Below are 13,971 nucleotides of genomic sequence, written 5' to 3' on the forward strand. Positions count from 1 at the left end.
AGTATCGATCAACCTAGAATGTCCCATACAGTACTAACCTCCAACAGGGTAGAGGTTGATGATATAAATCTCCATTTCCTTGGAGTCTAAGCTAGCTTTTTTGTAACCCTTCTCTAGGATTTTCAAATAAAAAAGCTCCTTATTGGTTCTTTAAAGCAGTTTTAGCTCTTTGAGACTTCATTTTTCACTATTGGTACAACACTTGAAATTGGACATAACGGGATCGTCACGGAGGGATGATTATAAAGCATGCGATCTTCCTGCGACAGCAGGGATTCCACAGCCTGCCCCGACTAATTCGGGGTGGCTATTGAAAGACAAATTATAAACACATGATAAAGAATGTGAGACAATCCATTTCAAAAAATGTAGGCACAATAATTATCTTCTAATAAGACATCAAATACTGATGGTAAATACAAAGGTTTCAGTTTAAAATTTATACTATGGAAAGCTATAACAGTGTCAAGGAGTTGGTGATTGATAAATTACCATATGAAGTAATATGGTTAGACTCCATAGGTAAAATTGTATATGCTAATGAAACGTTTTGTAAAGTAATGGGGTATGACAAGAAAGAAACTGCCCGGCTTTCGATCTCAGATATAAATGTTACGGTGACCCCTGAAAGCTGGAAAAATCATTGGAAGAAAGTTGCCGAAAAAGGAAGTATTAATTTTCCGGCGACACATAAAACTAAAAGTGGTACATTTTATAATGTAGAAGTTTGTGCTCAGTATTTCATGTATAATGGAGCGAATTTTATATGTGGGATTTTCAAGGAAACATCTGAGTCTAATTTCTTTAAACACGTAATTGATCATACCGGAGTGATAGGAAGTGTTGGGGGGTGGGAATTTAACTTACAAGATGGATCCATTTTTAGTACTGATTGTGCATTGAAAATTTTCAATACAAAGAATAAGGAGGACTTAACTCCTTCTAAAATCATACACAGATTTCAAGATTGCTATAGGCTCGAATCCTTACTTGTACAGCTGATTAAGAAAGCAATTCCTTTTGATGAGATACTTGCTACCAAGGATTCACCACCCAGATATATCAGAGCTATAGGGAAGCCTATTTTGAAAGGAAATGAAGTTTATAAAGTGTCCGGAATTTATCAGGATGTTACTGAATTGAAACAAAAGGATATTGATTTAACACTCTATAAAACTATTATTGATAATGCACAGGATTTGATTTATGTGTATAATGACAAAGCGGACTTGTTGCATTACAGTGAATCATTAGTTGAAAAATTAGGATTTACTAAACAGGAGTTGGATCAGTTTAATATGTTCAAGATAGATCCATCGCTTACAACGGGATTTTGGGAAGGGCATTTCAATGAACTTAGGAACAAAGGCTCGCACCGGTTTGAATGGATAATTACCAGAAAAGACGGAACGAAGTTTCCCGCTGATATAACAGCAAGTCATTTAAAGTATTATGGTGAAGACTATAGCTGTGCGGTTGTAAGAGATATTACAGCAAGGAAAAAACGTGATTTGGAATTATATGAAGCATTAGAAGAAATCAAATCGTTAAAAGAGCGTCTTGAAAATGAGAATGAATATTTACAGGAAGAGATTAGTAAAAATTTTAATTTTAACAACATTTTATATAGTAGTGATTCATATAAAAAAGTACTAACTCAGGTGGATCAGGTATCCTCTACCGATACAACGGTACTTATTACGGGTGAGTCCGGAACAGGGAAGGAGTTGCTGGCAAGTGCTATACATAGCAATAGTAAAAGAAAAACCCGTCCTCTAATTAAAATCAATTGTGCTACTTTACCTAAGGAACTCATAGAAAGTGAGTTGTTTGGGCATAAAAAGGGTGCCTTTACTGGGGCTGTCGCCAATAAAATGGGAAAGTTTGCCCTTGCGGATGGTGGAACAATTTTTCTTGATGAAATAGGGGAATTACCTCTGGAACTTCAACCTAAGCTATTAAGGGTTTTGCAGGAAGGTGAATTTGATGAACTGGGAGGCACAAAAACAATCAAGGTTGATGTTCGGATTATAGCAGCAACAAACCGGGACCTGAAGGAAATGATGCGGGAGGGTCTTTTTAGAGAGGATCTTTATTACCGTTTGAACGTTTTTCCAATCTATAATATCCCTCTCCGGGCCAGAAAAGATGATATACCTTTATTGGCCCAGTTTTTCTTGGAAAAATATTCTACAAAAGCCGGAAAATCCTTTAAGCGTTTAGCTACAAAAACGATTGAATATTTAATGAACTATGATTTTCCGGGGAATATCAGGGAACTGGAAAATTTGATCGAACGGGCGGTAATAGTGGAGAATGGATCAACCTTGGGGCCGGGGAGTTGGATCCCTAAAAATGAAATTTCAGCCTTTAAAAATGATTTTCGTCCTTTTGAGGTTAAGCAAAAAGAATATATCATTGAAGTGCTTGAACATACAAATTGGCGCATCAGCGGACCAAACGGTGCCGCTGCAATTTTAGAGATGAAGGACAAAACGCTATTTGCAAAAATGAAGAGATTGGGTATTGAGAAGCAGGTTGGTCTGAAATCTTTAAGCAATCATAGAAATAATTAGGGAGACTAATTAAATTTTGTGATTATCCGTAATGATGCCTGTAGCCATGTTTCCCTTGTTTTACTGGACGGAAGACCCGCCTCGGCGGCCAGGCCGAAGTGGCCTCTCCGATAGTGTTTTCCGGATATTATGACACCTTTCTTCCGTTACTGGCAGAAAAGCGGATATACATATTAAATTTCTTTTTTTTATCTATTTGGAAATTCGTGTGAAGGTTTACAATTGAAGCTATTTCAAATTTTATTAAATCCGGACTATGCATTAGGATTCGTAGCGAGGGTTCAAACTGCAAGAAAATCAGTCACTTTGGAGATCGAGTCGTAGCACCGCTACGGTGAGAGCGAAAAGTGAAGCATAGCGACTGATTTTGAGGCGGTTTGAAGCCGTAGTAGATTTGCTAATGCATAATGCGGGTTAAACTTTTCAGTCTCCATCCGGAATATTCTACACCGAATAGTATAGCAATGAATCCGGTGATTCACCAGTTGAAACCTTGATACGGTTCAGCTTTTTTTTATTCAATTTTCATGTTTTCTGTACATACAATAAGTTAAAGTATCAGGATATTCGCTTTATTCCATATAAGAAAACCCATCTTTATGAGAGAATATGCCAGTTATCCTACTTATTACATTTTACAAAATTTGCCTTCAAAAATCTAAATGTTTAGCAAATTTGCTAAGGAAGATCTTTAGATTACACTGGATAACGGATCTCTATTACAGTGTTTGTAATTTGCTTATTTTTCGATTTTAAGTCAGGTTGTTTATTTTTTTTGAAAATTATTAGTTGAGTATAGTAAGAAGATCAATCCGAACTTTTGATAGAGTTTCTTAAATAGTAGAAATCTCTTAAATAGTAGAATTTAATAAGTGAAAAATTTATTTATAAAATACTGATAATCAGATAATAATGATCATGGCATAGCAATTGTAAATTGTATTTTACAAATAGATTATTATATATTTAAAATTGGTTTATTCCCATCTCTTTCGGGAGTTGTTTCATGGACATAAGAGCTACCATATTTGTCCATATTCTGATTTGGTTAAAAGGCTGCTGTGCGTTTTCAGGAAGAGGTTCTGAGTGAAGAGACATTTAAATCAGGTGTGTTTTTATCCGGTATACTCAAACTAAATAATAATGGCGGTTCTACCGTTTCAGAGTTTATGTCAATACTGTTGTTTTCCAATGTTTGATTGCTAAAAGAGTTAGTGATCACATTGAATAAGAAATTACTCCAAAACTGAGCAAATCATATAAAATAAAGATTTGCCTAATTTATAATATAGGTTTTAAGCTAATTACCTAAAAATAAATATAAACATGCCTAATAAACTATTTTCAATTCGCCCCTCCATGAGATGGCTGTTGTTTGCTGTTAAATCTATAACATTGCTTTGGATGCATTCCACCGCGATTGCACAGGATCGCGAAATCCCGGTTGAAGTGTTGGCAGGAAATCGCGCTTTTGCCCACCAGATGTATATGACTAAGTATATGGATTCAACCAGTCGGTTTGGTTATTTCGGATATCTTAGATATGAAGCTCCATACTCCGATCGGCAGAAAAGCAGCTTTCTCGGCCAGTCATTATTTTTTTATGATGTAGCCGAGGGGGTTAGTGCAGGAGGGGGTGGTTACATAACAAATGATGGATTTGTGCCCCAACTCGCCTTAGCCTATGGACGCGATATTGGAGATCTTTACTTTTTGGTTTTTGGCTCGTTTGAGCCTATTAAATCGCCTAATAGCGAAATCTGGATGCTCATCACTTACGGCCCGCCATTGAATGAGAGTGGAAGCTGGAGATTATTTTCCCAATTGATGGGTTCTTATAATTTTAACTACAAAAACAATCTCAAATACAATTTTGCCAATCAATACCTACGACTAGGGCTAAGTTATAATGATTGGCAATTTGGCTTGGCTACTGATTTGATCCAGGAAAATGCAGTAGGTTTGCTGCCCACAAACACAGGTTTGTTTTTAAGACGATTGCTGTGATTAGGATTCATTTTCCAAATTTAAAAATTGCGTTATCTCACTACACTTGCCCAATACCATTTCTCTAAGGTCGTTACCATGATCTGGGTAGCAATAATGACCAAATACAAACCGAAGATCAGAAATATTTTGACTGCTACGAGCAAAATCAGTGTACATATTATAAATGGAATCTACAATCAATCCAATATTTAAGGAAGTACATAAAGGAAAACTGGATAATTATCCTTAGTAAATTTGTACCGCTGTTTTTTTGTATAAAAGCACAAAGCAGATTGTTCGGTCTGCTTATTCAATAGAAATCGAGCATGACACAAGCGACACAGAGAGTGATAATTGTAAGTCCGGCGAGATTCCATATGACCTATAGGAAAAAAAATTAAACATATGAAATCGAGCATGTCGAGAGCGACACACACTGGGATGATTATAAGCCATGCGAGATTCCATATGACCATTGAAAATCAAATTATAAACAGATGAAAAGTATGATTTTAATATATTCACTCACCCTCAATCCTGAATGTAACTTATGTATGTAAAACGATATTTGTCTCCCCTCATAGTCTACTATTACTCATGGCGAATGGTCTTATTTTCACTTTTTACGAGTCTTATAGCTATTTTTGCCTATTCATATTTAAGTTGGAAATGGGTTGCAATTCCTTGGCTGCCAGTGTCCTTGGTAGGGACGGCTACAGCTTTTTTTGTTGGCTTTAAAAACAATCAATCCTATGACCGGAGTTGGGAAGCGCGTAAGATATGGGGTAGCATAACCAACCATAGCAGATCATTTGGGGCAGCACTGAAGGCTTACCACTTTAAGAACGATCTAATAGGCAATGATTTGGATGAAAATATCCGGATTATCATTTACAGACATATTGCCTGGCTGTATGCTTTGAAAAATGCCATGTGGCAGCGCACAAGCTGGGAACATAAAGATCGTGCGAGCAAAAGGCAGCGCAATACTCTGCAAAGTTCGCAGCCCCCATGCCAGGTTGATATCGAAAAGTATCTTGCTGCTGATGAGCATATTGCTCTGAAAGGTAAGAAAAATCTATCTACACAAATTTTAGATAAACAGTCTCAGCATCTTGCCAGGTTGCGACAGGCGGGTAAGCTGGATACTTTCCAGCATATTGCGTTACAAAACTTAATTAGCAACCTATATGACGAACAAGGAAAGAGTGAGCGAATTAAAAACACGCCTTTTCCGCGCCAGTATGCGACCACTTCAAACCTATTCATTATCGTCTTCATGACATTACTGCCTTTTGGATTGCTGCCACAGTTCGTAGATCTTGGAGAGGAGTACAAGTTCTTGATGATTCCTTTGAATATGATCGTTTCTTGGGTTTTTATGTTCATGGAATACGTAGGTGACATTAGCGAAAATCCTTTTGAAGGACTGCTAAACGACATACCCGTCGGAACTATAGTCCGTAACATTGAAATTGATTTAATTGACATGCTAGATGATGAGCAGGTTCCGGAAAAAATTCAGCCATTTTTTGGTGCGCTGTTCTGAAAATTAATTACACCCTCTCCCTAATTTTCACTTCATCTTCACGGTAAGCTTAATGAGGTGCTGAGTGTTTCAGCTCTCATTGCAAACAAATTCCACATCAAGACCAATGTTTGTTTTACTGAGGATACTGTATAAAATGAATAAGGAGGGATAGAACTTCTTAAATATGAGAAATTTATTGTATAATAGAATTTATTCATTGTAAAGTATGTTATATATAATTGATTGTCAGTAATTTAAATAAATGGCACTATTATCGTAAGGATGGTTTTGGATTATATTAGATGAATGTCTTATTGAGATAAAATGGATAGTTTAGTTGATTTATGGTTTGGGTTTTCTCATTAATCAATCTCATTAGTAACTTGTAAGTTCTTGTAATCCTGGTATATGAATTTTCATTAATATTTAAGTAGGTTGATCTATTATCTTGAATTTACACATTTAAATACACACTTCAGTATTATTGTGTAATTTCATCTATGTTAAACTAAATAATTGATCAAAACTGTAAAACGATGAAGCATAATCCGAAATCTGCACTTGATGGTCAACGTTGCGTGGAACTGAGTATTGTTGTGCTATTAATATCATCAATTATGAGAGAATCAAACATTGTAATAAAAGCTATTTTCTTTACTGTAAAAAATCAATCATAATCATATGAAATCGAGCCTGCCTACCGTCCTCTAGGCAGGCATGGTTAAGTACATACGGGAACTCACAGAGGGAAGATTATCCCATATACGAGATTCCAGGTGACCGCTAAAAATCAAATTATAATCACATGAAATCAAGCATGACGGAAAACGTCACACACTAGGATGATTATCAACCATGCGAGATTCCATCTGACCTTTTAAAAACAAATTACAAACAGATGAAAACAATTATTGTAGAACAACCTGGAGATGTAAATCAACTGATTTACAATGAAATTGAAAAGCCCGCTGCTTCTGCCAATGAAGTATTGATCAAAGTGAAATCGATTAGTGTCAATCCGGTAGATATAAAAACACGTACCGGTCAAGGCGTTTATGGGCGGATAAAAACAGAAAGTCCGCTGATCCTTGGGTGGGACATTGCAGGTGTGGTAGAAAGTGTAGGTGCGGCAGTTTCCAAATTTAAGATAGGTGACGAAGTTTTTGGAATGGTGAATTTTCCCGGTCACGGTAAAGCGTATGCCGAATATATAGTGGCACCCGAAAACCAACTGGCTCTTAAACCGGAAAATGTCTCATTTGAAGAAGCCGCTGCAAGTACCTTAGCTGCCTTAACCGCTTGGCAAGCATTGGTTAAAAATGCAAAAGTAAAAGCCGGGCAAAAAGTACTGATACATGCAGCTGCCGGTGGGGTAGGCCATTTTGCTGTACAGATTGGAAAATACCTAGGCGCAGAAGTTACCGGAACTTCGTCTGCAAAGAACAGAGATTTTGTTTTGGGTCTGGGTGCAGATGCACATTTAGACTACCATAATTATGATTGGGGAAACCATCCGGAAGAATTTGATTTTGTATTGGATACTATTGGAGGGGATAACATCGATCACTCTATTTTGGTCACTAAAAAAGGAGGAAGCGTTATCAGTATCCCAACCACCTTAAACGAGGCAGTTAGCGAAAAAGCAAAGATAAAAGGAGTAAATGGCTATTTCTTCCTTGTACAATCTGATGGTGAGGATATGAAACAAATTGCCTTATTATTGGAAAAAGGCCATATAAAAGCATCAGTAGAACAGATATTTCCATTCTCCGAGATGAAACAGGCTCATTTGCAGCTAGAAACAGGCAGAACAGTAGGGAAAATAGTGGTGAAGGTGTAGTTGGAATTGGGCTAAACTATTGTATCACTTTACGCTTGTATTAATGTAAAAGTAGATAGCGTAAGCCAGGCTGTTGGCGATAGGTCCCAGTTGGGAGAGGTCTTCGCCGACAGCAATTATCAACTTCGTGAAGTTGCTATTACAAGCGGTTGGAATTATTTTTTCAACTTGTATAGTGTTAACCAAAACCTGTCAGGTTTACACCACGGGTTTTTGATAAATAAGTAGGTTATTGCAGTTCTAATAGCGAAACCTGACAGGTTTGTCCAGTACTTTTTACACTTAACATAACACTAGTAACAAAATTAAATCCAAGTAATATGATAACTATAACAGCATTCATTCGAGTAAAAAAAAGTAGTGCAGATCTTGAAAAATTAACAAGTCTTTTTACCCGACTTATAGAAGAAACCAGAAAAGAGCCAGGTTGTCAAAAATATGAGCTACATGAAGTTACTGACCAACCCGGACTTTTTATTATGATGGAAGAATGGGCATCAGAAGCCGCGCTTGAAATCCATAATACTTCTAAGCATTTTATGGATTTTGTAACTTCTGCCGAACCTTACTTTACTGCTCCCATTGAGGAATTCCAGACCAAGAGAATAATTTGAGAATGTTTTTCTTTAGATTTAAAGGGGGGCGTGCCGCTTTAATTGCGGAAACCTTTTTTTGCACATCAGGGTATCGAACATGATGATATGAACATGTTATGTCCGGGGCACCCATGTGATTGGGAGCGAACTGATTTAACAAAATAGTGTCAATTTTTTCAGTTGATTTTCAGATGACGCTTTCGGAATCAAATTCCTTTTTCAGCAGAGAATCACTTGGAAGATAGATACGGGCTACCAATATCGTTGACTTTGAATTAGGCACCTTATTCAAGGTGTTTTCTGAAGGTTTAGAATCCAATTTCGCATGTGGTATAGTTATCCTTGGCAGTGAATTTACTGCTTAGGGTCAGGATAATGGTTGCCACTTTCTTTGGCTTGAAGAAGGGATTTGGTTGAACCGAATATCCAAGTTTAGGGGAGAGAAACATTAAGAGTCGACTTTTTAAATGTTTAATAGCTTCATGCAGTCTTAATAAAAGCAATTATCATAGAAGACTTGGCGACATGATTGATTACTGATTGTTCTATTTTAAATTCCAATCCTGAGGAAATAGAATTTCTCATATATGAGAAAGTTATAATAAAGTAGAATTTTTACGCCATTAAAAATTACATAAACTACTGAATATAAGCATTTTATAAACATGGCACAATAATAGTAAATAAATGTTTGATGATAGATCAACAGAGATGGATTTGTTATAATAAAATGGGTTTCAGAATCAGTGTTTAATTTCGTTTTATGCCGTGCAAATTATTATTATTAAGAAATGGAAAGTCCTTTCAATGCCAATCAGTGTGTCCATTTATATTTAGGTTAGATAATTCATTTATTTTAATTTCCAGCTATAGTTATAATCTACTTCAGTATTTGTTATATAATTTCAACCCTTATTAAATTATTAATTCAAATTAAAAAGTTATGAACAAAATCCCAAAAATTGGACTTGAAGGACTGCTTCGTCCGGAAGACAGTATCGTAGTGCTAATCGATCACCAACCGTTTCAAGTTGCTAATTTGCATAGCCACGAACCTACACTTATTATTAACAATACAATAGGGCTTTCTAAAGCCACAAAAGTATTTAATGTACCAACTATTCTTACTACAGTTACCGAAGAACGAGGAGGATATATCCTTAAAGGTATTCAAGACGTATTCCCGGAGCAGAAACCTATTAACAGAACCTTTATCAATACTTGGGAGGATCCTGCAGTTACTGATATTGTAAAAGAAAGTGGTCGCAAACAACTGATTTTAGCGGGGTTATGGACGGAAGTTTGTGTTGCAATGCCCGCAATCCAGGCTTTGGGGGAAGGATATGATGTGTTCGTAGTTACAGATGCCTGTGGTTCTGTTTCGGCAGAAGCTCATGATATGGCTGTTCGTAGAATGGTTCAGGTAGGAATTGTGCCAATCAATTGGTTGGCTGTGGTTTCAGAATGGCAGCGTGATTGGGCTCGAATGGAAACAGCATCTCAATTGGGTCCTATTCTGTTTGATCATGGTGGAGGAAGTGGTGTAGCACTTGCCTGGGAGCTGCAGTTACTTGCAACAACTCCCCCACAACAATAATATTTAATAACGAAATAGATTGTATAAGGTGCCAAAGGCTGTTTCAGGATTTTTTGCAGCTTTTGGTTGTCCTTTAGACCCCTTTGTAAATATTTTATTATAATAATTAGTTTATATGAAATCGTGCCTGCCTGAGGCAGACAGGCATGTCGTAGACGGCACAGAGAGGGATGATTATAAACCCAGCGAGATTCCATATGACCACTGAAGAACAATTATAAACATATAAACATATGAATAATGACCTATCCCTTCTCATGGAAGAAAATCTGGCTCAGGTATGGAGCCAAAGAGATGCTTTTGCAAGATTGCGATCCATTCAAACTATCTACACTGCTGATAGTACTTTATATCATGTAGGGCATAAAATTACAGGGCATAAGTCAATCAATGAAAGTGTGAATCATGTGCTGGAAAATATGCCTTCGGAGTTTTCTTTTTTTAAACTTAAACCAGTTGTTATCAATAACAACATGGGAAGGTTGCTCTGGGGAATGGGACCAAATAAAGAATCAATTGTAGCAACAGGAATGGATATCGCTGTCTTTAAAGATGGAAAAATAGAATCATTATATGTGTTTCTTGACTGATGAAAATTGAAGTATGAAAAAGCAAACCAGTTTTTCAACAAAAGGACAACGAGCTGATATCGGCGATTTAACAATTCATCGATTATTGGCGAATAGGTATCCCGAAGCTGAAGATCCATTTGTAATGGATAGTTTAACTGAAATAGGGGATGCTTGCAGCGACTTCTATTTGGGGAAATATGGGCAAATAATTCAAAAAAGGTAGTTAAGAGAATGATTGTTAATAAATCTGATCAGATTAAATTAGCCGTCTTGCTAATATTGGCCATCCTGATAATTATTAGTATATGGTGTGGTGTAAGAGATGAATTTACTAATAGAATATAGGTTGATCGCATTGGTTAGGGTAGGATATAACTCTAACCTTTGAAGCTAGAGTTTTCCAAATAACCTAATGCTATTTTATTATATAAATTAACCAATAATATAAACATGAAAATAAATGTGCTCCTGTTGTTAGTAGTCCTAATAAATATTAGCTGTAGTTCAAAAATTAGGACTACAGATAGAATGCATGGGAATCGTATAGGGTTTTTCGATGAAAACAGTATGAGTCTTTGTGTATTAAACGAAAACGATGGTAGTATTAAATCCTTAGTAAACATTGAGGAGTCGTCAAGTGGCCTATACCGACGAACTGTGTGGAGCCCAGACGGTAGCCAATTTGCTTTCACCGGAACAGTAGATGGCGTTAGAGGTACCTATATAGTCGATGCTGATGGAAGTAATAGAGAATTGGTGCTCAAACCAAAAGGAAAATCAGATGAAGGTGTTTTGGAATGGCATAGGGATTTAAAGCTCATTTTTGTGTTGAAAAACATAGATGGTAATGCAGAGATATACAGTGTAAAAGATAGTTTGAACCTTACAAATCTTACCAAATCGCCGAGTTGGGAGTTTTTTCCAACGGTGTTTCCCGATGGCCGTATAGCTTTTGTCTCGAACATAGATGAAAAAGAGAGTGTTGAAAATTCGACATTTAAGGATGTATATGTTTTAGATCCCGACAGTACAGGCTTTAAATTTTTATTGTCCTTGGAGGGGATGAGTATGGAGAGCGTGTCGACTACAGGAATATTTCCGGATATTTCACCGGATGGAAAATTGATGTGCTTTACATTAAAAGGAGATATATACATCATAGATACTGACGGTAAAAATAGTAGGAATATTACCGACACACCCAACCTAACAGAATTGACACCCTCATTTTCTTTAGACGGAAAATCAATAGTGTACAGTGGAGCAAGCCAGTCCGAAACCGATTTTCTCTCTGGTAATAAACCCACTATGAATTTGTTTAAGATCGATCTCCAAACGTTGGAAAAAGAACAACTTACTTTTGGTGAGAATAATTATTTTACTCATCCCTTATATCAACCATATTAAGAGTATTATGACTGTCTTTAAAATAAATATTGTAAAATAAAATACTATTAATAATGAAAACGATTTACACTCTGGCATTTCTACTGATTTCTCCTATTATATGTGCTCAAAATAGTGAGAAACATGTAATTCAAAATGAATTTCAGTTGACAGGGGATGTTGTTTACTTTCCCCTGACGATTGTAGATTCTTATCCCTTTATTTCAGGTGAAATCAACGGAGTTAAAGGAAAATTTATGTTTGATACTGGACATAAAGAAGCTTTATCTATTAATAATAATATTGTTCCACTCACCGCCCAAAAGGAGATAGGTGGAGGCTCTACCGGAAGCGGCCAGAAGTTTAGAAGGTATACCAATGATATTATAGAGGAGGTGATTTTAGTAAACGGCCTACATTTTCAAAATCTTAAGCAAGTCCCAAGTGCCAATTACGATTTTTTACAAAATGGCATCACTCCTGATTGCATAGGATATATAGGACATAACTTTTTCAACGGATATCTTTTTAAACTAGATTATACCAAAAGGATGCTAACTTTTTATAAAAATACCTCTATAAGAGAAGATTCAAAAGATTTTCTAAATGGAGAAAAAGTAGTAACCGTATTAGACTTTGAAATTAGAAGACAGCCCAATTTTCCAATGATAAAAGTAGAAGTATATGATGTTGAGATGCTTGCATCATTTGACACAGGAGGTTCTAATGGAAGTTTAGAAATAACTGATAGCGATGCTGAAAAACTAATGAAGAAAAAAGCTCTTATCGATTATGGGAAAGATGGTTCCGGTGACAATTTGTATTCTTTGAATAAAGTTAAAATGAACCCACAGCTGACTGTCAATCTCATAGGTGTTTATAGAGATTCCACAGATTATGATAGCCCGGTTAGAAGAGCTTTGGGGATAACAGAGGATAATGATTTAACCTTCGCTTTCCGATTTCTGGCTAAGTATAAAACGGTTTGGGATTATGAGCATAAAAAAATCTATGTATTGGAGTACTAACTATAACCATTAATAAGTTTCTCAAATAAATTATACAACTATGAACATGCAAAGACAAGCAACAGCCGTATGGAACGGCACGATTAAAGAAGGCAAAGGAAACCTGACTTCCCAAAGTGGGATTTTAAAACAGACTCCTTACACTTTTGTCTCCCGTTTTGAAAACGGAACAGGCACCAACCCCGAAGAACTGATGGCAGCGGCGCATGCAGGCTGTTTTACTATGAAACTGAGTGCTGATCTCACCTCCGCAGGCTACACTCCTGAGGAACTGACCACGACATCAACTATCACATTGGATAATGGTGTGATCACAAAATCTGATTTGGTTTTGACTGCAAAAATTCCAGGTATTACGGAAGAGGATTTTCAAAAATTAGCAAAATCTGCAGAAGAAACCTGTCCCGTAAGCAACGCATACAATCTAAAAATATCACTAAAGACAACCTTACTGTAAATTAAGAATTATGAACAATAAAGAAATCGTATTAAAAGCAATGAATGAATTGTTCCACGAAAAAGACAGTACGGCCATCGAACGGTATTGGCATGAATCCTACCAACAGCACAACCCATCGATGATCAATGGCCATGAAGGACTTAGAAAGCTCTTACCTGTTTTAGATTCAGGTTTTAAGTGGCAGCCCGGTATTATAGTGGAAGAAAATGATATCGTGATCACGCATAGCCTGGTACATGGTTGGGGTCCGGCTCCCGTTATAGTGGTTGATATATTCCGATTAGAAGATGGGAAAATCGCAGAGCATTGGGATGTGGTGCAAGAAGAGATTCCTGCTTCAAAATCTGCCAATGGAAATGGGATGACTTCCGTAAGGCTGTAAAAATGCATAATAAA

The 13,971-nt window shown here is 36.6% G+C and carries 12 protein-coding genes; all 12 read left to right on the forward strand.

Annotation, left to right across the window (positions count from 1 at the left end; genetic code table 11):
* The first annotated feature begins 476 nt into the window (after positions 1-476).
* The 12 genes from ID165_RS01075 to ID165_RS01130 all read left to right on the forward strand — a co-directional run bounded on the left by ID165_RS01075 (position 477) and on the right by ID165_RS01130 (position 13,957).
* On the forward strand, positions 477-2,576 hold the full coding sequence (locus ID165_RS01075) for a sigma 54-interacting transcriptional regulator (RefSeq protein WP_192348563.1): 2,100 nt from the start codon (positions 477-479) through the stop codon (positions 2,574-2,576).
* A 1,326-nt stretch (positions 2,577-3,902) separates the two neighbouring features.
* Positions 3,903-4,583, forward strand: coding sequence for a hypothetical protein (locus ID165_RS01080; protein WP_192348564.1), 681 nt, complete (start codon positions 3,903-3,905; stop codon positions 4,581-4,583).
* Positions 4,584-5,169: 586 nt separating this feature from the next.
* Positions 5,170-6,114, forward strand: a complete 945-nt coding sequence (locus ID165_RS01085; RefSeq protein WP_225586934.1) for a bestrophin family protein — start codon at positions 5,170-5,172, stop codon at positions 6,112-6,114.
* 880 nt (positions 6,115-6,994) lie between these two features.
* The gene (locus tag ID165_RS01090; protein WP_192348566.1) at positions 6,995-7,936 is read left to right on the forward strand and encodes an NADP-dependent oxidoreductase; all 942 of its coding nucleotides are present in this window, start codon (positions 6,995-6,997) and stop codon (positions 7,934-7,936) included.
* Positions 7,937-8,256: 320 nt separating this feature from the next.
* Positions 8,257-8,550 carry a putative quinol monooxygenase gene (locus ID165_RS01095; RefSeq protein ID WP_192348567.1) on the forward strand — a complete coding sequence of 98 codons (294 nt, stop codon included), beginning with the start codon at positions 8,257-8,259 and terminating at the stop codon, positions 8,548-8,550.
* A gap of 925 nt (positions 8,551-9,475) precedes the next feature.
* The gene (locus tag ID165_RS01100) at positions 9,476-10,129 is read left to right on the forward strand and encodes a hydrolase (protein WP_192348568.1); all 654 of its coding nucleotides are present in this window, start codon (positions 9,476-9,478) and stop codon (positions 10,127-10,129) included.
* Positions 10,130-10,362: 233 nt separating this feature from the next.
* Positions 10,363-10,719, forward strand: a complete 357-nt coding sequence (locus ID165_RS01105) for a nuclear transport factor 2 family protein (RefSeq protein ID WP_192348569.1) — start codon at positions 10,363-10,365, stop codon at positions 10,717-10,719.
* 13 nt (positions 10,720-10,732) lie between these two features.
* Positions 10,733-10,924: a hypothetical protein gene (locus tag ID165_RS01110; protein WP_192348570.1), complete on the forward strand. Its 192-nt coding sequence runs from the start codon at positions 10,733-10,735 to the stop codon at positions 10,922-10,924.
* Positions 10,925-11,151: 227 nt separating this feature from the next.
* A complete protein-coding gene (locus ID165_RS01115) occupies positions 11,152-12,108 on the forward strand; it encodes a PD40 domain-containing protein (protein WP_192348571.1) in 957 nt (318 codons plus the stop codon).
* 53 nt (positions 12,109-12,161) lie between these two features.
* Positions 12,162-13,115, forward strand: a complete 954-nt coding sequence (locus ID165_RS01120; protein ID WP_192348572.1) for a hypothetical protein — start codon at positions 12,162-12,164, stop codon at positions 13,113-13,115.
* Between the two features lie 40 nt (positions 13,116-13,155).
* A complete protein-coding gene (locus tag ID165_RS01125) occupies positions 13,156-13,572 on the forward strand; it encodes an OsmC family protein (protein ID WP_370539725.1) in 417 nt (138 codons plus the stop codon).
* Positions 13,573-13,582: 10 nt separating this feature from the next.
* Positions 13,583-13,957 (forward strand): nuclear transport factor 2 family protein, encoded by a 375-nt coding sequence (locus ID165_RS01130; protein ID WP_192348573.1) that lies wholly within the window; start codon positions 13,583-13,585, stop codon positions 13,955-13,957.
* Positions 13,958-13,971: the final 14 nt, after the last annotated feature.

Source organism: Algoriphagus sp. Y33 (assembly GCF_014838715.1).
In the GTDB taxonomy this organism is placed as follows: domain Bacteria; phylum Bacteroidota; class Bacteroidia; order Cytophagales; family Cyclobacteriaceae; genus Algoriphagus.

Excerpts from the sequence above, each read along its gene's own strand:
- ID165_RS01080 (WP_192348564.1), top strand. The coding sequence starts at position 3,903 with ATGCCTAATAAACTATTTTCAATTCGCCCCTCCATGAGATGGCTGTTG.
- ID165_RS01085 (WP_225586934.1), top strand. The coding sequence starts at position 5,170 with ATGGTCTTATTTTCACTTTTTACGAGTCTTATAGCTATTTTTGCCTAT.
- ID165_RS01090 (WP_192348566.1), top strand. The coding sequence starts at position 6,995 with ATGAAAACAATTATTGTAGAACAACCTGGAGATGTAAATCAACTGATT.
- ID165_RS01095 (WP_192348567.1), top strand. The coding sequence starts at position 8,257 with ATGATAACTATAACAGCATTCATTCGAGTAAAAAAAAGTAGTGCAGAT.
- ID165_RS01100 (WP_192348568.1), top strand. The coding sequence starts at position 9,476 with ATGAACAAAATCCCAAAAATTGGACTTGAAGGACTGCTTCGTCCGGAA.
- ID165_RS01105 (WP_192348569.1), top strand. The coding sequence starts at position 10,363 with ATGAATAATGACCTATCCCTTCTCATGGAAGAAAATCTGGCTCAGGTA.
- ID165_RS01110 (WP_192348570.1), top strand. The coding sequence starts at position 10,733 with ATGAAAAAGCAAACCAGTTTTTCAACAAAAGGACAACGAGCTGATATC.
- ID165_RS01115 (WP_192348571.1), top strand. The coding sequence starts at position 11,152 with ATGAAAATAAATGTGCTCCTGTTGTTAGTAGTCCTAATAAATATTAGC.
- ID165_RS01120 (WP_192348572.1), top strand. The coding sequence starts at position 12,162 with ATGAAAACGATTTACACTCTGGCATTTCTACTGATTTCTCCTATTATA.
- ID165_RS01125 (WP_370539725.1), top strand. The coding sequence starts at position 13,156 with ATGAACATGCAAAGACAAGCAACAGCCGTATGGAACGGCACGATTAAA.
- ID165_RS01130 (WP_192348573.1), top strand. The coding sequence starts at position 13,583 with ATGAACAATAAAGAAATCGTATTAAAAGCAATGAATGAATTGTTCCAC.